Origin of the sequence: Desulforegula conservatrix Mb1Pa, from assembly GCF_000426225.1 — a bacterium.
GTDB lineage: Bacteria > Desulfobacterota > Desulfobacteria > Desulfobacterales > Desulforegulaceae > Desulforegula > Desulforegula conservatrix.
In genome coordinates, this window is record NZ_AUEY01000023.1 from 26,412 (window position 1) to 53,175 (window position 26,764).

At 39.1% G+C, this 26,764-nt stretch carries 19 protein-coding genes; 7 read left to right on the forward strand and 12 right to left on the reverse strand.

Going from position 1 to position 26,764, the window contains the following annotated elements:
• Positions 1–28: 28 nt before the first annotated feature.
• The 6 genes from K245_RS0110285 to K245_RS0110310 form a co-directional block, all read right to left on the reverse strand.
• Complete coding sequence (locus K245_RS0110285) at positions 29–1,741, reverse strand: B12-binding domain-containing radical SAM protein (protein WP_084156207.1); 1,713 nt, start codon at positions 1,739–1,741, stop codon at positions 29–31.
• Entirely contained in the window at positions 1,731–3,620 is a 1,890-nt protein-coding gene (locus tag K245_RS0110290) for a glycosyltransferase (protein ID WP_027359225.1), read from the reverse strand. Before K245_RS0110290 ends, K245_RS0110285 begins: the two co-directional genes overlap by 11 nt.
• Positions 3,617–4,981: a TfuA-like protein gene (locus K245_RS0110295; RefSeq protein WP_027359226.1), complete on the reverse strand. Its 1,365-nt coding sequence runs from the start codon at positions 4,979–4,981 to the stop codon at positions 3,617–3,619. The genes K245_RS0110290 and K245_RS0110295 overlap by 4 nt, the downstream gene beginning before the upstream one ends.
• Entirely contained in the window at positions 4,978–6,243 is a 1,266-nt protein-coding gene (locus K245_RS0110300; protein ID WP_027359227.1) for a YcaO-like family protein, read from the reverse strand. The genes K245_RS0110295 and K245_RS0110300 overlap by 4 nt, the downstream gene beginning before the upstream one ends.
• A gap of 103 nt (positions 6,244–6,346) precedes the next feature.
• Positions 6,347–6,616 carry a Nif11-like leader peptide family RiPP precursor gene (locus K245_RS23915; RefSeq protein ID WP_051284026.1) on the reverse strand — a complete coding sequence of 90 codons (270 nt, stop codon included), beginning with the start codon at positions 6,614–6,616 and terminating at the stop codon, positions 6,347–6,349.
• Between the two features lie 84 nt (positions 6,617–6,700).
• On the reverse strand, positions 6,701–6,970 hold the full coding sequence (locus tag K245_RS0110310; protein WP_027359228.1) for a Nif11-like leader peptide family RiPP precursor: 270 nt from the start codon (positions 6,968–6,970) through the stop codon (positions 6,701–6,703).
• Between the two features lie 575 nt (positions 6,971–7,545).
• On the opposite strand from K245_RS0110310, the gene K245_RS0110315 reads away from it, so the two are divergent.
• Complete coding sequence (locus tag K245_RS0110315) at positions 7,546–8,634, forward strand: radical SAM protein (protein WP_027359229.1); 1,089 nt, start codon at positions 7,546–7,548, stop codon at positions 8,632–8,634.
• Here K245_RS0110315 and K245_RS0110320 read toward each other — a convergent pair.
• Complete coding sequence (locus K245_RS0110320) at positions 8,631–10,316, reverse strand: B12-binding domain-containing radical SAM protein (protein WP_027359230.1); 1,686 nt, start codon at positions 10,314–10,316, stop codon at positions 8,631–8,633. The two genes, K245_RS0110315 and K245_RS0110320, sit on opposite strands and share 4 nt — an antisense overlap.
• A gap of 274 nt (positions 10,317–10,590) precedes the next feature.
• Here K245_RS0110320 and K245_RS0110330 point away from each other — a divergent pair, with 274 nt between their 5' ends.
• Positions 10,591–12,114, forward strand: coding sequence for a B12-binding domain-containing radical SAM protein (locus K245_RS0110330; protein ID WP_027359231.1), 1,524 nt, complete (start codon positions 10,591–10,593; stop codon positions 12,112–12,114).
• Between the two features lie 27 nt (positions 12,115–12,141).
• On the opposite strand, the gene K245_RS0110335 is transcribed toward K245_RS0110330, so the two are convergent.
• Positions 12,142–13,089 carry a hypothetical protein gene (locus K245_RS0110335; protein WP_027359232.1) on the reverse strand — a complete coding sequence of 316 codons (948 nt, stop codon included), beginning with the start codon at positions 13,087–13,089 and terminating at the stop codon, positions 12,142–12,144.
• 92 nt (positions 13,090–13,181) lie between these two features.
• Positions 13,182–15,008 carry a B12-binding domain-containing radical SAM protein gene (locus K245_RS0110340; protein WP_027359233.1) on the reverse strand — a complete coding sequence of 609 codons (1,827 nt, stop codon included), beginning with the start codon at positions 15,006–15,008 and terminating at the stop codon, positions 13,182–13,184.
• Positions 15,009–15,457: 449 nt separating this feature from the next.
• Between K245_RS0110340 and K245_RS0110345 the strand changes: the two genes are divergently transcribed.
• From K245_RS0110345 to K245_RS23925, 5 genes are all read left to right on the forward strand, one after another.
• Positions 15,458–16,948 (forward strand): TolC family protein, encoded by a 1,491-nt coding sequence (locus K245_RS0110345; RefSeq protein WP_084156208.1) that lies wholly within the window; start codon positions 15,458–15,460, stop codon positions 16,946–16,948.
• Positions 16,949–17,134: 186 nt separating this feature from the next.
• Positions 17,135–18,415 (forward strand): NHLP bacteriocin system secretion protein, encoded by a 1,281-nt coding sequence (locus K245_RS0110350; protein ID WP_027359235.1) that lies wholly within the window; start codon positions 17,135–17,137, stop codon positions 18,413–18,415.
• On the forward strand, positions 18,402–20,543 hold the full coding sequence (locus K245_RS0110355) for an NHLP family bacteriocin export ABC transporter peptidase/permease/ATPase subunit (protein WP_084156209.1): 2,142 nt from the start codon (positions 18,402–18,404) through the stop codon (positions 20,541–20,543). The genes K245_RS0110350 and K245_RS0110355 overlap by 14 nt, the downstream gene beginning before the upstream one ends.
• The gene (locus K245_RS23920) at positions 20,518–22,710 is read left to right on the forward strand and encodes an NHLP bacteriocin export ABC transporter permease/ATPase subunit (RefSeq protein ID WP_051284027.1); all 2,193 of its coding nucleotides are present in this window, start codon (positions 20,518–20,520) and stop codon (positions 22,708–22,710) included. The genes K245_RS0110355 and K245_RS23920 overlap by 26 nt, the downstream gene beginning before the upstream one ends.
• An 83-nt stretch (positions 22,711–22,793) precedes the next feature.
• Positions 22,794–23,948: an ABC transporter substrate-binding protein gene (locus K245_RS23925; protein WP_051284028.1), complete on the forward strand. Its 1,155-nt coding sequence runs from the start codon at positions 22,794–22,796 to the stop codon at positions 23,946–23,948.
• 266 nt (positions 23,949–24,214) lie between these two features.
• Here K245_RS23925 and K245_RS26570 read toward each other — a convergent pair whose 3' ends face one another.
• The 3 genes from K245_RS26570 to K245_RS27225 all read right to left on the reverse strand — a co-directional run.
• Entirely contained in the window at positions 24,215–26,062 is a 1,848-nt protein-coding gene (locus K245_RS26570) for a glycosyltransferase (RefSeq protein WP_027359237.1), read from the reverse strand.
• A gap of 107 nt (positions 26,063–26,169) precedes the next feature.
• A complete protein-coding gene (locus K245_RS27715) occupies positions 26,170–26,334 on the reverse strand; it encodes a hypothetical protein (protein WP_156906766.1) in 165 nt (54 codons plus the stop codon).
• Between the two features lie 183 nt (positions 26,335–26,517).
• A partial coding sequence (locus K245_RS27225; RefSeq protein WP_027359238.1) for a transposase occupies positions 26,518–26,764 on the reverse strand: 247 nt, incomplete at its 5' end.

A 26,764-nucleotide genomic window follows, 5' to 3' on the forward strand; every position in this document is an offset into this window, starting at 1 on the left:
GCCAACCACGGCAGAAGTTACCAGTGTTTTAAGTACAGAGTAAATCCATCACCCCTTTCTTAGTGTATGAACTTACTTTTCCCAGTTTTGTAATGAAATCAAAACAAAATAATTCCGCTTTAGATCGTTCCATGCCGCTGCATTTAAAATCAGTTACTGGTGGGTGCAGATCGAGCGATGGAGAATGAAATGCTTCTGTTATGCCATAATCCTGAAGATTAGATGAAATATCTGACCATCCTGAAATTTCAAAAATATTATATATTACTTGTTGGGCAAGCCCTTTTTTCTTCCATTCATATACAATTGAAAAACTTTCCAGGGCTTCTTCCTCTGTTTCAGTTGGAAACCCGACAATCATATAGAGATTTACAGGTATTGCAGATTCAGCACAGTTCTTCAGGGTTTTTTCAACGAATTTCATTGAAATGCCCTTTTTCATTTTTTTAAGAATCCTGTCATTGCATGATTCCAGTCCGAAATATATGGCCCGGCAACCGGCTCTCTTATATAGATCTAATTTTTCAAGGGTGATTCTGCTATCAAAACGCATATTTGTGACCCAGGATATGGATATGTTTTTTTCAAGAAGGAACAATGACAGTTCTGAAAGCAGATCAGGATCTGCTGCATCATCGGTAAAATGCAGAATGCGAACCGGAGTTTGCTGCACAAGTCTTATGATCCATGGGGTTATTTCATTTAATTCTGCACGGACATGATTTTTAACAAATGAAAGTTCGGTCCTGCAAAAGCTGCACTTATGCCAGTAACATCCCTGGGATAATCTGAATAAAAGTGCCATGGAATCAGTATTAACAAGATACTTATCAAGATCGACAGATAAATAATCAGGTTGGGGCAGTAATTTATTCAAACTGGTGTTGCCCGGCTCATTTTTACAGATTTTGCTTCCGCATCTGTAAATCAGCCCTGGAATGTGGTCAAAAGACCTTGATTCATTCAGACAGTTAATCAGTTCAAGAAGTGGGTTTTCACCCTCATCAAGGATAAAAGTATCAACATGATCAAAAAGATTGATATTGCTGATGTCACGTAAATGGCTTGAAACAAATGTCCCACCAAAACATATATGAGTTTTCGGACGGATTTTTTTAATTACTGAAGCAGCATAAAAAGCCGGAAGAACCTGATCTGGAAAAGATACGGATATGCCGACAATATCAGGATTTTTATCTGTAAAATACGCAGATAAGATTTTTTCAATTACAAATGAATAAAGCGACGGTTTTTTAATACTGTCGATTATGTCATGACTTGAAAATTTGTTGCCATTACTCTTGTACCTAATATACCCGGTAGTTATTAAAAATTCGAGGGATTCGGGATAATAGAGGGTATTGACGATATTCAGCCCCATACCAAATAATATGAACTGTTCTGAATTGCGCAAGGCGCCGTTTTTAAAAAGCAGATGAAATGGCGGTGGATTGCCTGTCATGCTGCTTTTTAGTGCTTTCAGTTTCAGGTGTTCCTGGATTTCGAGAGTTTCAAGGGCTGGATTGTTGTCAAGATCCTTAAATCTTTTATCTATAAAATCTATAGCTTTGCCAATATTGGCCAAGGAAAGATATTCCCTGTAAAACTCAATATTAAGGTCAAAAACAGAAACATCTATTCCTTGTTTAGCCAGATAAGAGTAAAGAACTGCCGTACTTATATATGGCTTGTCCGGCATACAAAATGGTGGATGAATAAGGAGTACCTTTTTATCTGACATAGGCTGCTATCTCTAATTTTTTAAATAGTTTTCTGTCAAAGCTGATTTCGTTTATGTTTTCAAGCTGCTGATCTATTGTTTTCCTTGGTATACCAGGCGTGTTGAGCAGGAGTTTCATATACTCAATGTGGATTTTCGAGGCTTCGGGTTCGGTGATATAACGCTTAAGCCATTTGCCAAGATATTCGATAGCCCCTTTTGTATCATTGCACTTCATGGCTGCTCTGGACCAAAGACACATATTTTCAGCCTGACTCAAGTCTGGCCGCAAGGAACGGTAATATTTGTTATAAAAAGTGCATACTTCCGAGTATTTTTCATCCAGATAATCTGCATAATGTATGAAATACTCCATTAAGGGAATATCTTCCTCTGTACTCTTAAAATGCAGAATGGCTTCTTTAAGGAGCTCCTGATCAGGGCGTTCAGAAAAAATTCTGAGCAAAGTTTTTTTTGAGTGGCTATTGTTTGATATGTATATGCTTTGGCGCATTTTTTCACGAAAATCAGCTACCGCTCCTGATTCACTTAAAGCTTTAATCGGTTTGAAATCATATAGAATATCCTCGGAGTACTTAAATGAGTAAAATCCGGTAAGTATCTGATTTAAAGCCTCGGAAACAAAATACCTGAAAAAGACTTCTCCAGTTTGTAAAGTTTCCGAGTTATTGCTTCTAATAGCTTTAAAATAATTCTCCACCCATTCTGTGTGATATTTCATCAGTTCACTATGGGTAAACACTTTTAAAAAAGATATGGTATCAAGAAGCCCGAAATATTCTTTATTTACCATGGTGGGGGCAGTGTCCCTTGAAACACGATCTGAAATAATATCAATGTATTTTTTTTTTAGTGCTGAAAAATCATATTTTTTTATTTGATTGTGGCAGATGTCTTCATAGACAGGCTCTTCATATAATCTTATAATGGCTCTTGCCAGATCATCCGAATCCACATCGGCTCTTCCATTGGAATCAATCTCAAGATCCAATAATATCCCGGCAGAACCAACAGTTTCCCTGAATCCGTTCCATAGTGTTGACACAACTGGAATCCCGAAACTGAGGGCTTCGACACTCACCTTTGGGAATGCCTCCTCAAGGGTTCTTGACAGATTAACAGATACAAACGAATCCATAAAAAAAGCTTTTTTCCCCGGGGCTGAAATCTCTCCGGTCAAAAACACATTCTGTTCAAGTTTTAAAAGTTTTATTTTCAAATATAGAAGGCGCGCATAGTGTGTCAGTTCACCGGATTCAGAATCATTAAGGTTGCCGCCTATAAACATTTTAAGGTGATCATATCCATATTTGTGAACAATTAACCCCATGGCGTCAATCTGGCGATGAATGAGTTTGTTATCAACAATGCGACTCAAGGTGACTATTTTGTTGCCCCTGTTCTGAGTCTTATTGTGATTGCTTTTCAAATTAATTGGGTGGTTAATGATCTCTAAATTGGATTTAAGGGAGGGGGCCAAAAGAGTTATCACACGACCTGAAAAATTGCTTGGAGCGATGATAATATCCTTGTTGCAGATCAAATTCTGCATCAGATACCATTCCAAGCCGTAGATTCCAGGGCTGTGTGTGATAAAGACTATTCCGAAGGACAGATTGTTATGATTTCTAAGTTGCATGAACCATGGTACAACAGCCATCATCTTGTAATCCGGGCAGATATAATCGTATTTATTTAATAATTCAAAAAGACCGGATTTTTTTGAAACCAAGGATACAAATTCCATGGAAGAAATATACTCGGTCGAGAACAATGACCCGATATTCTCTCTGAACAGATTATCAAATACATCAGCGCTGATATTTGTGGATGAGCTGCATATCCGCAGCAATTTTATTTTAAAATTTCCGGATGTCATGCGTCGCCGTATATTTCCTTGGCTACAATCTCTGACAGGGTTTTATCCCTGGCGAGAAGATATTTGAATGCCTGGGGATTCATACCTATTTTCTTAATAAAATTGAACGGAGCGGATTCCCATGGTCTTGAATTGCGTTTTAGAAAAATTGCGACTAATTTGTTAAGATCATTATCATTAAACGTTTCGGTTATTTCTTCCCGCGAATTTTTTAATTTCTCATGTATATTGATGCTTTTTTGCTTCCACTCTGTGTACTGATTGCTTAGTTTTAGCTCTTCCAACAGATAACGCGTGTTCTTGGCAAATCCAAGTCTTGTGGAATACCAGTTCTGGAGTTTGTTGATCTTTACAGCTTCGGAGAGCAGCTCATTGAATTCATTTTCAGTCAGATCATTACCTTTTAGCCATTCATGGTATTCCTTGTCACCACTTATCCGATGTCTTTGGGTAAAAAGGGCTTTCTCGGCTGCAATGTCTTCATCAGATACTTCAATATTAAAATTATCGGCAATCAGTGCGCAGATTTTTTTGTTCAGGGCTGCGTCATTTACAGACTCAATATCCGATGAATACATGGCGTAGTCATTTGCAATCTTGTAAAATGAATGATAATCGTTCCCGTTTTTTGTTCCACGGTCACGCTCATAAAGTGCTTCAAAAAAAAGATCGTATTGAAAGTTTTTTTCTTTTCTGTCCAGATCTTCAGATTTTAATTTTTTAACTGATTCAAGGCACAGGACAGCGTCCTGCTTTTGTATGTCTAACTGTGAGGCACTGATATACTCAAAAAGGGATTGGGCCTCGGTCTCATTAATGATGGAGTTCTCGAGGCATGTGCTGATAATTATTGCAATGGTTCGGTCTTTATAAAACAGTGCCTTTGTTGCTGTAAGAATATCATCTGCCTGGTTTTCTTTTATAATGGCAGCTTTTGTAGCATTTGATAAAATATATCTCAGATTAACTACTGGAATGGTTTTTTTGTGATAAATCCCATTTATAGCTGAATAATCACAGAAGACTTCGTCGTCTGCCTCTATCGTTCCTTCAGAAAACAGGTTGAAAACCTCGCCAACTCCGCGCATTCCCCATTTCTGCATTTCTGCGGCCCTGATTGCTCCCATGGCAGATGTGCCATATACGGTGACGCCCTTGTTTAAAGCTTCGTTGATTTCGTTATGCCAGATTGACAGTTTATCAATAAAAACACCATCAATAATCACTATGATATCTGGCCGGTCATTGTAAACACAGCTGATCATATCACCGTGTTTTATAGGTGGCCTGAAATCAGCTTCTATAATTTTCGATGCTTCTTCAGCAGAAATAGTAGGTCCGCAAAATACGACTATTTTCATTTTTTAACCCCTTTCAAATAATCAAGGGCTCTGTCTCCAGGGTAATACGATGAAACAATATAGCCTTCTGCTCCTGGAACCAGCACTCTTACAACCTGGATTTTATTATTCTCCGGAACCAGTGGGAAAATCAGAACCTGTTCCATTCCTGAAGATTTTAATTTATGAATACAGTAATTAATCTGTTTCACATAATCAGGCATTTCCTCAATTTCCTGAGTTGAATCAAAAGTATACTTCTTCTGTTTCTGGGCTATGGGGAAAATGGCTCTGGAGCTATTGTTGCATGATATTTCAAACTCTTCCTGGAAAAAAAGATCCCTGCTTCCTGCATTAAAAACAACTCTGGACTGAGCACTTTCCGTTAAGGCACGAAGCATTGCTTCCCTTGGATGCAGTCCTGCTCCCATCCCATGAACACACATATATTCCGGGTGCAGATTATCAAAAAGAAAGCAGTTATATACTGGAATACCAATATCTGTGGAACAATCATAAAGAAAAGGCGCTATTCCAGCTTTGGTAAATATTTCAAAAAGCTCTTTTACTTCAGGATAGGGAATTGACTCAGGTTCAATCAGCTTTTCCGGCACTGGCAGTTTAAGAGCACCTGATTTATAAGTATGGCATGTGATTCCGTCGCGCTCAATAACCTCGAGCAAGCCCTGAATTATGGCCTCAAGAATATGAAAACCAGCAGAAAGGCCATTTGAGGAAACCTGCATATGTCCTGTTTTAAATGTCTTGTTCTGAGACTTTTTACCAGCGAGTTCAACCATGGCAAGAGGAGCAGCTGTTTTTACATTGTTGGCGATATCCCAACCCTCGGTCCAAAGAATAGGCATGTCTTTCCTGAGCAATGATCCTTTTATATGCAGCAATTTTTCAAATGGAATCACAGCCATGTCACGGGATACTTCATCGTAGGTTGCTTCGAATGATTTAATATCCGGATTGACGGAATGATATCTTTCAAAGGATTCCATGAGTGCTGATATTTTTGATGAGGTTCTTGTAAGACCCTTGCCGTGCTGTACACATGATCCGTTAGTTGTCGGTTTGATGGAGTTATACACAGGAATACCAACTCTATCAAATCCGGTTACATCTGCAATCCGTGTAATACCTATCCTGGTGCCTTCATCCCATACTATCCGGAATGCCTCTTCTTCCGGCAAATAATGAGAATGTTTACCATTCCCACAACAGGATTGATATTGCCTGTCAAAAAGAGTGATGCCTTCTTTTATCTGTAAATTCATAGGCAGATAATATCTCCATAAATTTAAAAGGTTATGCCTTTAATTTGATTAAAGAAATAACCTTGACTGAACAAAATTTAATATTTTTTTGATAATCGTTACCTTACCAACCACATGTAGCAGCAGCCCCGACGCTGGTGACTCCGACAGTAACCCATGTGGCTGAAGCACCACCTGCAACGGTATCAAGATCCTCATCACTCAATTTCGAATCAGCCTTAATAGCTTCTTTCATTTCATCGGCCGTGAAAGCAAGTCCCATGTCTTTAGCAATTTTTTTCTTACCTTCATTATCCGCAGCTTTGACCTTTTCCATAAGCCCTTTTTCTGTTTTGAGCTTTTCGATCATTTTTTTTGCATCATCTAAAGACATAATAACTTCCTTAATAAATAGGCCTTTAACTAAGTTAAAGGCCTATTCTAATTCATAAAAGCATGATTTTTAAACAATAATCGGTTACCAGCCGCAAGCAGCGGCAGCTCCGGCAGCGCCTGCTCCAACTGCAACCCATGTACCTGAAGCACCGCCCGCAACTGTAGCAAGATCTTCATCACTCAATGATGAATCAGCTTTGATAGCTTCTTTCATTTCTTCGGCTGTGAAAGTAAGGCCCATATCTTCGGCGATTTTTTTCTTACCTTCATTATCCGCAGCTTTGACTTTTTCCATAAGGTCTTTGTCTGTTTTGAGCTTTTCGAGCATTTTTTTGGCGTGATCTAATGACATAATAATCTCCTTGATTTAGGTAAGTAGTAATTACTTCTGTTTCCAGCCATATGCCACATAAGGTTCTGCAGCATTAAAAGCATCTGTAAAAAGCTGTTCTTGTTATTCTGTTGTATTCTTTAATCTGAAGACTGAAATAAAAAAAATGTCAGTCAAGTATGTTTATTTAGTTTTGTTGGTTTTACATCAAGTCACGATCAGCAAATAAAGAAACTTTATATAATACTGATGATTTGATCGGGGTGTTTCTGGTTGTGATTATAAATTAGCCCAACGAATTTTAAAAATTCACCAATTTATTTTTTTGAATAAAATAAGAAATACAAATATACAGAATGTTTCTGAAGAATCAAAATTCCATTTCAGTGTATTCATAATGGATAAAAGTATATACATAATACAGATTCAGTCATGGTAGTCAATTTAAAAAACGCATTTAAAAAACGCGGTTCATTAAAATGCAGTGTCCGGTTATATTGAAAGATAACTCATCGGTTTGTCCACAGCGTCACAAATTAAAGCATATTATCCATCAGTTAAAAAAGGTGCCGAAAAGTGAGGGTGAAAATATAAAAATGCATAGAACCTTTGAAGATCTTAAAATGGATCACAATTTTAAAAATTATATAAACAGCTTTTTTATGGCAAAAGCTGTTGACTATAAAAAACGGCATATACTTGAGATAGAACTAACAAATCAATGTTCCATTGGGTGTTTCTACTGCGGCGCCACAACAGACTGCAATCCTGTTTTTCTGGATTTTGAATCTCTTTGTAATACAATCAGGCAGTTCTCCGAAAGCCGGATCAATAACTCCATTATTCCACAATTCTCTTTTACTGGCGGTGACCCTTTGGAGTATCCTTATTTTGAAAATCTTATGATATTCCTTCGTGATAATAATTCTAACTTCAGCCTGAAATTAAATCCATCCACAATTACTGAACCAGTCTATGAAATGATTTCAAACGCAGCCTGCGAGTCAGTCAAGTTGACTTTTATGGGTATTCGAAGTCAGGCAAAATACAGAAAAAAAGACTCTCCTGAAATATTAAGCCATGTAACAAGGCAGTTTCGTAAAAATGGAACTCCTGTTGTGTGGCATTTTTCCATAGGAGAATTCAACCGGGCAGATCTGCTTGATTCCCTTGGTTTTGTTTTGGAAAACAAACCTGATGCAGTATCCATTGGAAGGCTTGCAAGGGTTGGGAAGCTGAATGAAAAAAATTACCCTGTTGATATTCAGCCTGGGGATTTCAGGGAATTTTTGAAGCAGATGCTGCTTTTTCTTTACAACAATAAAAGGCATGGTTTAAATCTTGTCTTCAAGGAAAAGCTGTGGGTGCCTTTTCTTTGCGAGGAGGGGCTTATTGAAACAGAAGATTTGTTTAAACCAGGCGCAAGATTGGGATGTGACGCAATAGAAAGATTGCTGGTTTTGACATACTCCGGTGACTTGATAGGCTGCGGCCTTCTTCCTGAACCTGTTCTGTCAAAAATGGTTGATAATGATTTTTATAATTATATCAGCTCAATAAATCATAAATACGAACTTTCAGAAAATGATCCCTGCTCACAATGCAGATATCTGAATGTATGCAGGGGATGCCGCGGTGTAGCAGGAGGATCTACAGAAAATAAAGACCCCCAGTGCTGGCTCTAATAAAAGCCATGCATGGCATTCAGTCTGTCAATGGTCTCTTTGCGTATTTTATTATAATATCCATAATACTCCATAAGTTGCTCTCTGGATATATCATTGTCGTTATTACTATTTTTTGATCTCATGTTGATAGAATGCTCAAGAACTGCAATTTCAGTTTCTTTTTCATTTTGCCCAAAGTTTTGATTAAAAAGTCTGAAAGAATCAATCAGCGATTGGTTTGAAGCACCGGAGAAGTTCCAGTTTTTCAGATTGTTATTCCATACTGAAAAAATATTCTTCCAGTCACAGTCATTATGGCTATTGAGAGTGTAAACAGTTAGTGGATAATCTGTAATAAGCGTATGCCAGAATTGAACAAATTGATTGTAGATTAAAATATCATAATGCCGGTTTTCCAGCGTATATAGATGATTCAGATAAACCTTTTTGTATTCTTCGGGTTTAAAACCAGAATGTATCAATTCCTTGTAATATCTTGATGAATCATTGAATAGATAATCAGATAAAGGTGCGGCATCACCAACCGGAGTTTTTGATTCAGGACTCAGCATACTGATATAAACATTTACACCCAGATATCGCAAAGTATTCATTAGATCCAGAGACGCGTGTAAATCATCAAGATTTTCTTCCGGAAAACCATACATCAGATTAGCGTTGACCATAATTCTATTTTTTTGAAGTTTCAGGATGGATGAAAATATTTTTTTTAATGGCAGATTTTTATTGATTATTTTCTGCATACGAGCTGACCCTGTTTCTATCCCGAGGTAAACATAAAAGCATCCTGTACTTTTGAGAAGCTCGAGATTTTTGTCTGTTATAAGATCTGCTCTGCCTGCAAAGCCGTATTTAAATTTTAACCCTGTTTCCTGAACTCTTGAATCAAGTTCGGTTAAAACTTCTGGCTTCATAAGAAAATTATCATGCTCGAGATGAAAAACAGGCTGGTTTATACCTTCTCTTTTATACTGACTGCAAATATGTTCTATTTCAGAAAACAGTCTTTTTCCTGATTTATATCTGGGTTTGAATTTCCAGATAAAACAGGATGAGCAGTAATAGCAGTGGAAAGAACAACCTCGTCCTGCTTCCAGGTTAATCACAGGACTTCTGAAATCAGTCGGCGTTATATCTATCATTGGAAGAATATCAAGATTATCTATAAGAGGGGCACTGTCCGTGGACTTGATGACTCCGTCTATGTCCCTGTACGAAATATTTTGAATATTTCCAATATCTGCCAGTACTGAAGACAAAAGTGTATTCACAAGCGGTTCGATAATCAATTCGCCTTCAAATCTGCAGGCAATATCGATACAGTCATAATCTTTTAGAATCTGTTCTGAAGAAAGTGTGGAAAGCGGGCCTCCAATAATGGTAATAGATCTGCTGTCTGATTGTTTGAGATATTTGCAAGTACTTATTACCCATGGAAAAGATGTGTTCCAAAGCGTAAAAGCATATATTTTTGCTTCTGCAGAGCCTATTATATTGTAAATATTTTCCATTGAATCATGATTAAATTCAAGCTCTCCGGTTATAAAGAGCTTCTGAATATCAATAAATCCAGTTTTATACCCAGCGTCCCTGATTATTGTGTAAAGATTTCTAAGGCCTAGAGGTATAAAATCTTCCCGGCCATGATTCGGAGGGTTTATAAACAAAATATCATACATCTTGCGGTTCTTCCCTGTTTTCGTTTAAATATTCTTGACGCTTCCAGTTAATTTTGATGGTCTCGCAAAAAATCAGAAAAAGGTTTTAGCGGCATGCCGGACTTGATCCGGCATCCAGTATTTGAAGATATTTCTGGATGCCGGGCTTCGCCGGAATGACTGAAATCAGACTTTTTGCGACTTTGTCAATTTTTGTTCGGGTGTTAGGCTGTAAAACAGAACACAGACTTTCATTTCTTATGGTTTTCAGACTAAAATACAAAAGGTTCAATTCATGGATAAAAAAAAATGCCGGGTTCTGCTTTTTCACTCTCTGTCTGCAAGGGACAGCTATTCGGATTCTGATTTCAGAATAGCACCCATCGGGCTTTTCTTCATAGCAGGAGCATTGAGGGAACATGGATTTGAACCGTTGATTATTCCAGTACTATTGCCGGTGTTTCTTGAAGATTCTGCAATATCAGCTGACTATAAAAAAGAGCTGCGAAAAAAAATCCATAATTTTAATCCTCAATATATAGGATATTCTTTCAGAAATCTTTACAATTTTGGTCCGCCTGTCATTAAAACCAATACATTAGTTGATTTTTTCTGCATTTCTCAGGATCTTCCTGTCATAGACTTTCTAAAAAACTGTTCCGGGGCTCCCGTCATAGCCGGAGGCTCAGGGTTTTCGCTTGCACCTGAATTTTACATGACATACCTCAATCTTGATTATGGTATCCAGGGAGAAGGTGAACATTCAATGGTCATGCTTCTTGAGAAACTGAATCAAGGTGAGGAAGTTGATTCAGTTCCGGGGCTTGTTTTCAGGAGAGACAGTATAATTCACAAAAATGACAGAAAAAATTGTGATAATGACAGCTTATGGAAAATGGACGTCTCATGCCTTGATAATCTCACTGAAATTTACCATGATAATGGAGGTTATGGTTCCATACAAACCAAAAGGGGGTGTTCTTTTAATTGCTCCTATTGTGTTTATCCATACCTCGAAGGTCAAAAATACAGGTTGAGGCCTGTTTCCCAGATAGTTTCTGAGATCAGGACATATCTTCAGGATTATAAAATACAGCATATATATTTTGTGGATTCTGTTTTTTCAAGTCCTACAGATCATTCCATCGCCATTGTTGATGCAATCATTGAAAGCAGGCTTGATATAAAGTGGTATGCTTATGTAAATCCTTCTGGATTAACAGAGGCGTTGCTTCAAAAGTACAGGGGATCAGGATGCGCAGGTCTGGTACTGACGCTTGAAAGCGGGAGTGACAAAGTTCTGAAATATCTAAAAAAAGGTTTTACGACAAAAGACTCGGTAATTGCCATAGAAAATCTTGTTAATGCTAAAATACCATTTGAAGTGTCCATGTTGACAGGAAGCCCTGAAGAGACAGAAAATACGCTGAACGAAACGTTGCTATTCTGCCATGATTATTTAAAAAATATTCCTGTCACATTTACCCCTGGTGTATGGATGCATCCAGTCTCATCAATTTTTTCTGATTTTCACAATACAAGCAATCAGGATGTAGATGTCTTGTCCAGACTGATACTTTCAAATGATTTTAAAACTCACAACGAACTGCATTATTTTTTTACAAAACAGAAAAACAGGCTTGGGCTAATTCAAGCGTTCAGTGAAGCAGTTGATAAAGAACCCATGTGGTTTATTATAGGTAAAGATATTGTTCCTGACTATCACGCAGGTGTCATGAAATTCCCAAATAATGACAAAATAGAAAGATATTGCAGGCCCTGGTATTCAGCCATTTTGAGAGATACAGGTTCTAACTGACGCGGATATTATGAGACTCTTTCATATCTACACGAATGAATGAAAAACCTGTGGGCCGGTTTGTTCCTGTTCGAAAACATAATGGCAGATATCATATATGATACCAATTAATGATGTAGTATAGCGGCCTTGTAATTTAAAATTACGAAAGCCCATTTCATACAGCCTCAGTAATTCTTCCATTGTTAAACAGTGGTTGCGTGTTTTTCCAAGCTGGCGTCCTATGGGATAGGCCTTACAGTTTTTTTTCTGATATTCCAGCACTGTATCCATTGTGATTTCACTGTTTTTATCATGAACCTTTACAAGTATATCATAGTGTTCAGCCTTAAAAGGGCAATGATAAACGCAGCAGCTGTTTACAAGAAATTCTGCTTTTGACCTATCGAGGTTTTCAAGTAGGTCATAATTTACATTGTCATTTACATCCACGACATAAGAATCAAAATTTGACTCAAGCGATCGGTAATAGGAAAGATTGCCAGTGCCTTTTTCACAGGTTACCTTTATTATTGATGCCATAAGATGAAGATTCGGATATCTGCCACGGATATACTCGGCCAGAATATCACTGGCTACAATGATTCCATTTTTCCCGGAATCACATTCACTTATTTTTTCAAGCAGATAATTACATTCAGGATCATCAAGATCATCTTTTGTTATAAATCTGTTTGAAAATGTTAGCATGCATCCAATATCAAGAGCTTTATAACGATTTATTAATCTGTCGATTTCATCAGGAGTGATATTGAATGAGGGATCAACTCTTCCTCCGTTCCATTTATAGGAAAGAGGGGCACCATGTACCCATTTAAAAGGATTGACCTTTAAATGGTCACGAATCCTTCTGATAAAATCTGTAATAAATGGATCATGAAAAAAAAGACCGGTCAGATTCCATTGAGCCTCTGGGAATAACAAGGGATTAAATATAGCCGAAGAAATATCTGTCGAATTTTTATCAGTCATCATCGATAAACCACCCATGTGTTAACGTGGTTGAACTCAATATGAAAATAAAGACGGGCCACATTTTTTAAAAAAATCCGCGCTATGAAAGTTTTTTACCATGATATTTGACCTGTCCTGGGTATTGTTTCAGGATTTGAGAACCATTTCCGCATTGATTGGTAAAAAAAACTGGTATCTGAAACAACAAAATCAGTAGTGTCTTTCATACTGAAATTTAAGGTTTCATGTATTTCCTGAAAATCTATTCTGCTTATTTTTGAAAATATCTGTTCGATTTTTGTTTTACCTGAATAAAGAGAAAACAGCCTATAAATTTTTTCAAGGGGCATGCCTTCTGTTTTGAAACAGTATATATTGTGATCCAGATCAAGATCTTTTCTTTTGCTTAGTTCTGAAATGCCAAATGCTTCGGGATTATCCCATATTGCTGATCCGGTTTTAACTGTAAACTGTGAATATACAAAAGAGGCAAGTTTCTTTTTTTCAACTAATTGACTTAAATACCTAAAACCATTTTCAGCTTCATCTTCACGCTCACCTGGAAAACCTATCATCATATACGCTCCGATTGGAAGAATAGGCTCCATTTCATCAAAAAAATCCTTAATCTGCCCGAAAGTTATACCCTTGCCCATTTTTTTAAGAATTCTATCCGATGTCGATTCGATTCCAATGTAAATCTGACTGCATCCAGCCTGTTTATATAGTCGGCAGCGTTCTTTTGTTAGCTTTTTTGTCAGTCTGGTATGGAAAGTCCATGAAATTGAGATGCCAAGCTCAATGATTTTTTTTGACAGATAATCCAGAACTGTTAATGGTGAGGCCTCGTCCGAAAACATAAAATTACGGATACCTGTATCATGATATACTTTTAGCAATTGTCCCAGTGCTATTTCAGGATCAATCTGTTCATAGTATGACTCGAAAGAAGAGCAGAAAGTGCATTTTCCCCATGAACAGCCTTTTGTCAGTCGAATGGGAACGGTCATGTTAGCCCTGGATTTTATAAAACTGTCAAGATCTATGACATTGTAATCGGGCGCTGCCGAATTATTGATGTGGATTTTTTCAGGAGGCATAGTATGGAATATTTTATTGCCTTCATTGAATGCAATTCCAGGAACATCTTGGAGAGAGCCATTGTTTTTTAAAACGCCCACCAATGATTTGAGTGTTAATTCACCTTCAAAATATGCAAAGGCATCTACGATTGAAAACAATCTGTTATCAGGAAGATTTCTGAAATAGTGAGCGATAGATGGCCCTCCCATGATTATAAAAGCACGCGGGTTTTTCTTTTTTATATGAGCAGCGCATTGAAAGGCCTTTATTATCTGGTCGTGAAAAGTAACTGAAATTCCCCAAACAGGGGAATCATGCGCTTCCATTATGGAATCAATGTTTTGATAGATTATATCAAGAATCAGATTACTGTCTGACAGGCTATCAAAAATTTCTGAAACAGAAAAACTTTCAAACAAAGGGTTGACGGCAAATTGAGGCACTGTGACTATCATTTCAGGAAAACTTAAGGCGCTTGAAGCTGTTATTAATAGTTTGTTAAAGCAAACCTTTTTAAAATCATCATGGGAATAATCACCATCTACAAAATTATTTAGTTCCTTGCCGTGGCATGAAAGCTGAAACAGTAAGGTAGAAAACATCCTGTATTCAACGGCTTCCGCAAAATTTAAATTTTCTCTGCAGTTAAGCTCTACAAATCTTTTTTTTGTATGGTCAATGCCTCTACGGACAATCTCAGGTTTGGCAAGCTCTTTGTAAAGTGCGGCATCGAGATCCATAGACAGAACATTAATATTTTCTTTCTCAAGATAGGAATGAAGAACAGGAACGCTTATATAAGGATTTCCCATGGTGCTGTAAGGTGGATTAATGAGGATGACATCGTGACTGCTCATTGTTATACGGTCCTTTTTAGATGTGCCAAAAAATATCTAAAGAATGCAGATTTTGTGTGTGAGGCATTGACAGGTCTGAATAACAGGATTAATCATAATTATTAATATTATTTCTATAGGTACGATATATCAGTCTTGGAATCAATTTTTTTCTTTAGTAGGTAAATGAGTCGCTGATCTTATTTTATAATCTTGCTTAATTTTGACCTGATGTGTTATCTCTAACTAAAAATGAATGAAACTCTTAAATGTCGCCTTCTTGCAGAAATGTTCATTTTATCAATAGTGCCTCAAAAAATACAACATTACTGTATTCTACTAAAAATACAGAATATGTTGTTCTAAAATATTAACTCCAAAACAGTTTCATCAATCAATATTCTTAAAGTTAGTCTTATTAAAAATAAGCCCCAAATCATTACCTCCATGATAAATGCAAGGAGATTAAAATGTCACTGCGGTTGTCTATCTTGTTCTTGCTGCTGACCTCCACTGCTTTTGCCAAAGAAATAACTCTTGAACAGGCAGTTCAAAATACCCTTATGTTACAGGCAGATATTCTTTACAGTAAATTGAACGCAGATGCGTCGAAAAGTGCGTATGAAGGAACCAGCGGGCCTTTTGACAATACCTTGAATTCCAGTGCAGAGGTCGCATCTGGTCAGGTTCCTCTAGATGGTGTTGAAAAAAAACTTTATGGAAGAGACATTAACACAGTTAAATCTCAATCATATAAATTACAGCTTAGCAAACTTACCAGAAGCGGGGTTTCTGTTCAGACATCTGCTGATCTTTTGATTTCAAATGACATTGCTCCTGATCTTAAACAGCCCAGAGAATCAACTCCAACTATAGGCGTTAAGCTAAATTTCCCCATATATGATCTGTTGATGGAAAACCAAAACACTACCAATGAAAAAATAGCGCTGGAAACAAGCAGGGCGAGCCTTCATGATTATTTTTTCCAGGCATCAACCAGTGTCTATCAGACTGTAGTCAACTACTGGAGCTATCTTGCAGCTTATGAGCAGCTTCTCATTTATAAAAAAAGTGAACAGAATACTCAAAAAATGCTGTCCGATTTTCAGAAACTGGTTGAAAAAGGCGAGCGCCCAATGGCCGATTCAAACCAGATCAAGGCCAACCTTGCCAACAAACATGCCCGTGTAGTCACAGGTGAACAAGATCTTGCAACCAAAGGTTATGAACTTGCAAAGTCTATGGGTGTCCCATATGAAGAAATAGAATTGTCATTCCCAAAAATTCAGTGGGTGAAGGTTAATGATCCTGGAAAATTTGTTGTGGATGAGTTTGTTCAGAATGCCTATGAAAAAAGATTCGACATCAAGTCAATTGAAATTACCCTGCATTCCGCAGAGTTGATGCTTGAATCATCAAAAAGGGGGCTAAAACCTGATCTGAATCTATATGCTTCCGCCTACGCTTCTGACAAGAGCCCCCACGTCTCAGGCAATGTGATTAGCAATGCCGGAACTTTCACAACAGGTATCTCATTTTCTCAGCCATTGGAGAACAGTTCTGCAAAAAGTGACGTGATCCAGAAGGAAATCGCTCTCCGTCAAATGAAGTTGAATCTTGCCAATGCAAAAAGAAAGGCAGGAATTGACGTGGTTTCTGCTCTGAACGGATTTAAACAGAGTCTGAAAGCTTACAAGTTTTCCATGGAAACCGTTGATCTTTATAACGAAGCCTTGAAAGTTGAAGGCAGTAAATTCAAGCTGGGAATGAGTACGGTTATAGATGTTATAAACACACATGAAAATTATCAGAACGCTCTTATTTCCAATATAGACAATTTACGTATTGTTGCTGTGTCTCTGGCAGGAGTTGTTTATGATACGGGTGGAATGATCAGCGTTGTTGATGGCGAGAAAATTCTGGTTAATCTTCCTGCTCTTTATTCTTTGAACGCAAAATAATTATGGCGTTATATTTTTAGATTATAGTTGCTCCCTGTATTATAAAAAACAAAGTTTTTGATATCTATGGCCGCACAAGGCCGGGCTAATGGATATATCAACACTGCCTGATTATCTGATCAAAACAGATCTGGTCAGTCTTTAGCATGGCTGAAATTAATGATTAAATAAATAAAGGTAAGGTCCATGTCAAAAATATTCAGAAAAGTTTCATTGGACAGGTTGTCTTCTCCGGACCAGCTGGATACTATGATACAGATCACAAGTCCAAAGGGCTGGATCTCTCTTTTGACAACTGGTCTGCTCATTGCCGCCGCTCTTGCCTGGGGATATTTCGGGTCATTGCCTACCAAGGTGACAGGGATGGGGCTTTTTATTAAGAGTGGCGGTATTTTTGAAATCGACGCGCCATCACCGGGACGAATAAAAGATATTTACTTTAACGTCGGGGATGTTGTGGAGAAAGGCAGACTCATTGCACGAATTGAACAGACCGATCTGCTTGGAAAACTTAACGATGCGCGAGCAACTCTCAATGAAATGAATAACAGAATGTCACTGACTACCTCGTCAGGTAAAAAAGAAGTTCTGCTTAGCAAAGAGTCTGCGACCCAAAAAATAGAAGCCCTTAAAAGTGAAATAAAAAACCTTGAAAAGCAGATTGGCTGGCTTAAACAGAAAGAAACCAATCAGAAGAAACTTTTGGCAGAAGGGATTTTGACCGAACAGGCCCTTCTTGATACACAGAAAAATATTGATTCTCTCAACAGTCAGGTCAGCAGTTCAAAAAATGAATTAAGCCAGATTGAGATTCAGCTTTTTCAATTAACCACAAGCAAGGACGTTGCGAGAGAAGATCTTATGCAGCAGATCAGCACTAAAAAACGTGAGATTGCCGACATGATAAAAGATCTTGAAAAAACATCCAATGTAATGAGCCCTTATTCTGGTCAGATCATAGAACTGAGCGCTTCAACAGGATCTATCGTGAACGCCGGCTCACCCCTTGCAAAAGTTGAGTTGATGGGTAAAAACACAAAAAATCTTGAAGCAATAATATATTTCCCGGCAATACAGGGCAAAAAAATCAAAAGAGGCATGAAAGCCCAGATTGCCCCCTCAACAAGCCGTCAGGAAGAATTCGGTTTCATGCTCGGTCTTGTAACATCGGTGTCTGAGTTTCCGGTCTCAACTTCAGCCATGATGAATGTTCTGCATAATGATTCACTGGTTCAGTCCTTATCTTCCGGGGGAGCGCCCATAGAAGTTCGTGCCGATCTTATTCCTGATCCAAGAACTCCGAGCGGCTATAAATGGTCATCTGGAAATGGCCCCAGAATAATGATGGGGTCAGGAACCATGTGCCAGGGCAACGTGGTGGTCGAACAGCAGAAGCCGATTAACATGGTTATCCCTATATTCAAAAAATATGTCCTTGGTGAGGGGATTCCAAATGAAAAGAATTAAAACCCCCACCGTACTGCAGATGGAAGGTCTTGAATGCGGAGCTGCATCTCTCGCCATGGTGCTTGCCTACCATGGCCGGAAGGTACCTCTTGAGGAACTCAGAGTAGAATGCGGCGTTTCCCGTGACGGAAGCAAGGCAAGCAATGTGTTAAAAGCTGCAAGAAAGTACGGTATGGAGGCAAATGGGTTCAGGCTGGAGCCTGAAGATCTTAAAACCATTGATTTCCCGGTCATTATATTCTGGAACTTCAACCATTTCGTTGTCCTTGAAGGGTTCAAAAATGATAAGGTATACATAAATGATCCTGCATCAGGACCAAAAGTAATCAGTTATGAAGAGTTTGACAATGCATTTACAGGTGTGGTGCTTACATTTTCGCCTACAGACAAGTTTGAAAAAGGCGGAGATAGCGATTCCACGGTCAAATCACTTCTTCGAAGGCTTGATAACGCTGCCTCTCCTCTTGTTTACATTATTCTTGCGGGGCTGTTTCTGGTGGTTCCAGGAATTGTAATACCTGTATTTACAAGGATTTTTGTTGATAACGTACTTGTAGGCCGGATGCTGGGCTGGTTCAGGCCACTTCTTGTGGCCATGAGCATTACAGCCTTGATCCGCTTTACCCTCACATGGCTTCAGGAGCACTATCTTCTCAAGTTCGAAACCCGGCTTGCCATCAGTTCATCCGCAAAATTTTTGACACATATACTGAGTCTGCCAGTAGAGTTTTTCTCCCAGCGCATGGGCGGTGATCTTGTATCCAGAATCCAGCTCAATGACAAGGTCGCAACTCTTTTGTCCGGAACACTCTCCATAAATGCATTGAACCTTGTCATGGTATTTTTTTACATGATCATAATGTTTTATTATGACATCGTACTCACAATGACAGGTATTGCGGTTGCGATGATCAACCTGGTAGCATTGAAATTTGTGTCAAAAAAACGAGCTTTGTTAAATCAGAAGCTTCAGCAGGAAATGGGGAAACTCATGGGTGTGTCCATGTCTGGACTGCGCATGATAGAAACTCTTAAAGCGTCAGGAGGCGAATCAGATTTTTTTGCCAAATGGGGCGGCCATGAAGCCAAAGTTACCAACGCCAATCAGGAGCTTGCAATACCAACCCAGCTGCTTGGCATGGTTACTCCCCTTCTTTTGGCGATCAATAATCTGGTGGTGCTGGTTGTTGGCGGATACCGCGTCATGGATGGCGTTCTTACAATGGGTATGCTAGTGGCGTTTCAAAGTCTCATGTCCAGCTTCCTTCAGCCATTTAACCAGCTAGTGCAGCTCGGCTCCACTCTTCAGGAAACCACTTCAGATATCAAGCGGCTTGATGATGCCCTGAAATATAAAAAAGCCCAGGGGTTTAATGATATATCCATTGACGAGTTCGGATCTGAAAAACTCGAAGGGCATCTTGAACTTAGAAACATAAGCTTCGGGTATAGCAAGGTTGAGCCTCCGCTGATAACTGATTTTTCAGTCATACTCAGGCCAGGGTCAAGAGTGGCTATTGTTGGCGGATCAGGATCAGGAAAATCAACAGTCGCCAAAATTGCTAGCGGTCTTTATGCTCCGTGGTCTGGAGAAGTTCTTTATGATGGCAAGCTGCTGCACAATATTCCGGAACAGGTCTTTTTTGACTCAGTTGCAATGGTTGATCAGGATATTTTCATGTTTGAAGGCAGTATCAAGGAAAATCTTACAATGTGGGATAGCTCTGTTCCTGATGAGGACGTGGTTTTTGCAGCTCATGATGCACATATCCATGATGAGGTCGCATCGAGAAGAGGCGGATACGAGAGCCATGTCGAAGAAGGTGGGACCAATTTTAGCGGCGGTCAGAGGCAGAGAATTGAAATCGCCAGGGCTCTGCTGAATATTCCAAATATTCTGATCATGGATGAGGCCACCAGTGCCCTTGACGCTCAGACTGAAATGATTGTTGACGGTAATATCAGAAGGCGGGGCACAACATGCCTGATAGTAGCTCACAGACTGAGCACAATCAGGGATTGCGATGAGATTATAGTTTTGGATAAAGGGAAGATCGTTCAGCGCGGTACACACGAAACCATGAAAGATGTAGAAGGCCCGTATGCAGAACTTATCAAATCATACTGATTCAAAGCTCAAAAAACGCGAAATGGCAGACAGCCTTGGTTATGAAAAGGCTCTGAAGGGACTTGCCCACGTAGTTATAGGTGGCAAATATGAAAAGGCTTCTTCATCCCCTGATCCTGTTGTTGCGTGTGCTACTGTTATTGCCGGGAAAAGAGGCTTTGAAATAAAAGAGCCTGTTGATATGCCGGAAGGAGACTGTAAATATAAAGTTATTTTTCTGGCTAGATATTCAGGTTTCAGGGTCAGGGAGGTAATGCTCAAAGCCAACTGGTATAAGCACGACAGCGGCCCGATGATAGGATTCTTTGAAGAAGGAATGCAGCCTGTTTGTCTTTTACAGAGCGGGGCAAGAGCCTATGAGATTTTTGATCCCCTCACAGGGAAAAGCAGGGAGGTGACGGAAGAAGAATCATTAAAACTTTTACCCACAGCCTTCTCTTTTTACAAGCCATTTGAATCAAAGCCAATCGGATTCATGGATATATGCAGGATGATTATGGGTGAAAGTACCGTCGATATTATCATGGTCGGCGTCCTTGGTACCATGGTTGGCCTAATCGGTCTGGCTACCCCTGTTGTAACAGGTGTTATTTTTGACAGCATTATACCGGAGGCTGCAAGATCTCAAATGGGGCAGATTTTTCTGATACTTCTTGCCCTTGCATTTTCCACAAGCTTTTTTGAGCTCGCCAAGGGGTTTTCACTTGTAAGAATACAGGGCAAGGTTAACCATACTGTCCAGTCTGCTTTATGGGACAGACTCCTGGGACTTCCCGTGCCTTTTTTCAGAAATTATTCTTCCGGTGATCTTGCAAAAAGAAGTCTTGGTATCACCACCATCATCGACATGATCGCAGGCATTGTACTGAATACAGTTCTTTCTTCAATTTTTTCCGTATTCAATCTGTGTCTGCTGTTCTATTATAATTATGGATTAGCTCTTATTGCCGTTGCCCTGACCTTGGTGACGCTCTTTTGTACACTTTGCATAAACCTCATACAGTTGAAACAGCAAAGAGAATCAATAAGGCTGGACAATAAAAATGCCGGCTTTCTTTTCCAGCTCATAAATGGTGTGGCAAAAGTCAAGATGACAGGGTCACAGAAAAGGGCATTTGTAAAATGGAGCGATCTTTTTTCAAAAAAGCGCAAGGCTGGTTTTTCAGCAGGTGTTGCCCAAAATGCATTAACCTCTTTTAATTCTGTGTTCCCACTGCTTACCAGTATGACGCTTTTTTCATGGATGATCTTTTATATGAGCAAGCCGATGTCTACCGGGTCGTTTCTTGCATTTATTTCAGCATTCGGGTCATTTCAAACAGCACTCCTGAATATGACCGGAGTATTTACATCATCTCTGTCAATCATACCAATTTATGAGGGTCTCAAGCCTATATTAGAAACCCAGCCTGAGAATGATCAGCAGAAAGCACCCCCCGGAAGACTCACTGGTGATATTGAAGTTGTTCATGTTAACTTCAGATATGGAGAAGATCTTCCGCTTGTTTTAAATGATGTGTCAATAACCGCTAAACCGGGAGAATTTATTGCCATTGTCGGAGGATCAGGATCTGGCAAGTCAACCTTGCTAAGACTTCTGATAGGGTTTGAAAAACCTGAATCAGGAACTATCTATTATGACAAGCAGGATCTTGACACCATTGATATTTTAGAGTCAAGGCGTCAGTTCGGTGTTGCCATGCAGAATGGAATGCTTACCCAGGGCAGTATATATGAGAATATTGTAGGCCAGTCAAATCTTACCATTGAAGATGCCTGGGATGCTGCGGCAATGGCAGGCGTAGCTGATGATATAAAAGCCATGCCCATGGGGATGCATACTGTTCTTCCGGCGGGCGGGGGTGTTCTTTCGGGAGGCCAGAGGCAAAGAATTGTAATTGCTCGTTCAATTGTTAAAAAACCAAAGATTCTGTTCTTTGATGAGGCGACCAGTGCCCTCGACAACAAGACCCAGGCAGAGGTCAGTAAAAGTCTCGAATCACTCAAGGTCACACGTATTGTCATAGCCCACAGACTCAGCACCATAATCAATGCGGACAGAATCTATGTCATGGATAAGGGCCAGGTTGTGCAGGCCGGTAACTATGAAACGCTGGTTGCCCAGGAAGGGCTTTTCAAAGAATTGGCTGCCCGTCAGATAGCTTAAAGAAAAATCAGGACAATTTCTTGTTGTGAATAATAATATTTGGGCTTTTTAAGATTAGCATAAGGCTCTTGGAGACAGAGATCATGATCAAAAAAATATTTCTTTTAATAGTATTAGCATCTTTGATGTCAGGCTGCTCCGGGAGCGATAATCCGGCTGATAACAGAGCAAAAATAGCGCTGAAATCAACCGGGGATATTCTTATTGGAGCTGCATCACCTTGGGCTGAGAAGCGTAATCTTCTATGGGAAGGAATTTCGATGGCTGCTAACGAGATTAACCAGAAAGGCGGATTGTTAGGCGGTCGAAAAATAAGTATTGTAAAGGGCGATGACAAAGGAGACCTGACAACCGGGCAAATTGTGGCCCAGTCTTTTGCTGATAATGAAAATGTCGTAGCTGTGCTGGGGCATTCAAGTTCCTACGTTTCCGTTCCTGTATCCATAATGTATCAGTATTATGGTCTTGTCATGGTGTCACCTTTATCCACAGGTTACAAACTTACCACCCAGGGATATCCACAAATATTCAGAAATATTCCAAGCGATCGTATTTTTGGAGAAAAGTTGGCCGAATTCTGCCGTAAAAAAGGATTTAATAATGTTCTCATATACCATATCAATGATGATTATGGCAGGGGCCAGAGTAATGCTTTTGAAATAAGCGCGTTAAGCAACGGTCTGACTGTTCTGGACAGGTCTAGTTACGATGATTTAAGTTCTGCAAGAAGTTTCAGGGAAGAAATAAAGTTCTGGCAGGACAATTATGAATTTGATGCAATTTTTCTTGCCGGAGTTATGCCCAAAGCCGCCGAATTTGTAGTTGAGGCAAGAAAAATGGGTGTGACTGTCCCTATTGTTGGGGGTGATGCTTTGGATCATCCAAAACTTATTGAGATTGCAGGAAGTGCCGCAGAGAATGTTTATGCAGGCTCGGTATTTCATCCTGATTTTGCTTATCCGGCAATGCAGGAATTTTTAGAAAAATTCCGCAAGACTTATGGTAAAGAGCCTGACATCGCAGCAACCCAGGGATATGAAGCCATGATGGTTATAGCTGAAGGAATAAAAAATGCTGGCTGTACTGTTCCTGCTGATATTGCCCATGCTTTGCATTCATTAAAAGCTTTCAAAGGGCTTACCGGAGATTTCTCTTTTGATGAAAATGGTGATGTTGTGGGCAAACCCATGATAATGAAAGTGGTCAAAGGCGGAAAATTCCATCTTGTTGAAAACTGATTGTAATTTGTTCGCAAAAGCCAGTTTATTCATATTTGACGAAGTCGCAAAAAGTCCGATTTCCGTCATTCCTGCGCAGGCCTGAATCTATAAGTATATGAAAATACTGGATGCCGGATTAATTACGGCATGACGCATATGCCTTTTTTGGACTTTTTGAGAGTCCATCAAATTTGATGCTTGCAACAGGGTGACTTTTTTGTAACCTGGGTTAAAAAATACATGATTTTATTTCTTTTGCAGAATTTTAAAAAAAGGAAGGAGACTCAATCGTTTTTTACCTTGTAGTATGCTTTATACAAGGATGAGGAATCTGGTTCTGCCCATATTCTTGTAATTATGTATTTTGTGACCTGACGAATCACCCACAAGGCATTTTTGAATCCCTTTTTCTGCCAGCGTCTTGTTGAAACCATGACATCTCCGAAAAGGAAAACCTGGGTTCCGAGGTTTTTAAGTCTCATTGAAAGCTCCACATCTTCCATGAGTGGAATGTCCGGAAACGCATTGTTTTCGATGACAGGTCTTCGTCTGAAAAATTGGATCTGGTCTCCGAAGGCTATTCCAAGATATGCCATTCTTGCATTATTGGCGAATTCTATGGCTCTGAACTTTAACTCGTCTGAATCAAATCTGCATCCGACAGCGCCGCCTATCACATCAGGATTATTATTCAGTGTATCAATTATATGATTAAATATCGGTGCAGAGATAATGGAATCAGCATGAATAATTGCAACTGCGTCTCCAGATGCCTGAAAAAGTCCAGCCTTTATCTGGCCGCCTCGTCCTCCGCCATCAGTAAATGGCAATTTATGTATTATGACTTCTGCTTCCTCATTTTTTGCAATATTGGCTGTATTGTCATTTGATCCTCCGTCTATGACTATTATTTCAGTTACAGATGAATCCTGTCTTATGCTTCTGATGCACTGGCCAATTCCAGATTCTTCATTCAGAACGGGAATAATGACAGATAATGTTTTTATCTCTTTTTGCCAGACAAATCGGCTATAATTTTTGTGGTGCTGAACCATTCTGTAAAAAGCAAATGGCAGGGATATATACAGTGGAAACCAGACTATGGATTTCAGATGTGTGACGCCGCAGAAAATCTGAAAGCTTGGAGAAAGTCCTGGTATTGAAGCACTAAGACCTGAAACAGCTGCATAGGGAAAAGCTGAAAAACCGAGCAAAAGCCACATTATTGACGGTCTGAAAACAATGAAAGGTGCAATCCATATGAAAATAGAAATTGGTGGCTCAGGCAGAAGAATTATCAAGGTGGCAAAAAAAATAAAAATACCGTGAAAAGGATCGTTTCTGTATCTTGGGTTTAGTTCAGGATGGAAAATTATAACTCCCATGGTGCTGAACAGAAATGCAAGGACATAAGATATAGTATCGACATTTTGAACATGAAAAGCAGGCTGCATAAAATGGGATAAAACCCCTGTTTTAATGGCTGCCTCAGCATTAAGGGCATAAAAAGGCAATAGGTTTGACCTTGAAGTCAAAAATGAGATGAGCAATGAAGCTGCCAGACTTATAAGAAGTATCCATGCTTTTTTGTAATTTCTTTTATTCAGGAGAAGAAAGATAGCAGGAATTGAATACGGGAAAAACACTGCATGGAAGCCTGTTAAAGCAAACATCAGTTTGTATCTATCTGTCAAAAAAAAATAGACTGCACTTATGAAGAGCAGGATAGCCGCAAAAGCAGAGGGCTGGCAGATTAAAAGTCCGGCAAGTACGCATGGATTGACAATATATAGAAATGCCCATCTCAGGCTGAGCCTTTTTATACTCAGGATTTTCAGTAATAGGGCTGTTATAGCAATATCAAGGCTAAAAACTGAAAATGAAGGCAGAATGCCATGCCCTTCAATTATTCTTCCAGATATAAAGATTCCGTGAGTTACTAATCCTATACCCATAAGGCAGACAAGGCCTTTCCCTGGAAACGGGTTTGGCAGCGATGGAAGAATTGCAAGGCCTGTTGCCCATATCAGAAGAAAAAGCAGAAGGTATACTGTGATGGTGTTGTTTGATTGAAAATGAAGTGTGCCTTGACCTTTAAAAATAAAAAGTGAAATACCCAAGACAATGAGCATGATAGACAGAATCCAAAAGCACAGAAAACTGCCTGTATGGTTATCATGTTTTGTTAAATTACAATATATATTCATTAATTATAGACATATTGGACAGGCTTATTATTTTAATCGGAAGTTCTGGCAAGTCCGCTTGTTATTCTTTTTACTTCGAAATTGTCAAAGCGTATTTCTCCTGTTTCATGGCCAGTATACGCGCCGTAAAGCGTTAAAGCTCCATTTGAATATGTTTCATCATGAACTTTTATTAAGTGGTTTCCATTTATATACAAAGCAATATCGCCATTTGAGCATTCAACTGAAAAATCATAAGACTTTGACTGTTTTGGGATTTTGTCTGAATAAACCCAGCCATTTTCTGTTAAATTAATTGGTGTTCCGTCTGTGTATTTTGTGATGTTGTAGTAACCATTTGTGCTGACTGCAACATAATAAAGATTTTTATCATTTTCTGATTACCACTCTGCTTCAGCCATAGAAAGCATGGTTGATGGCATGGGTGGAGTCCTAAGAGCAACATAAATCAGTCTGTGAATCATGGACGGCAGATCATATCGGCGATTGAATCTGTACTGAAATTCTGCCAGGTACCGCGGAACATGCTTGCGATTAATTGCATGATAAGTACCTTTGAGCGCATTTTTTAAGTTACCAAGTATTATATTGACCCATTTGAAGGATGGATGCTCTACAGCTGCTTTA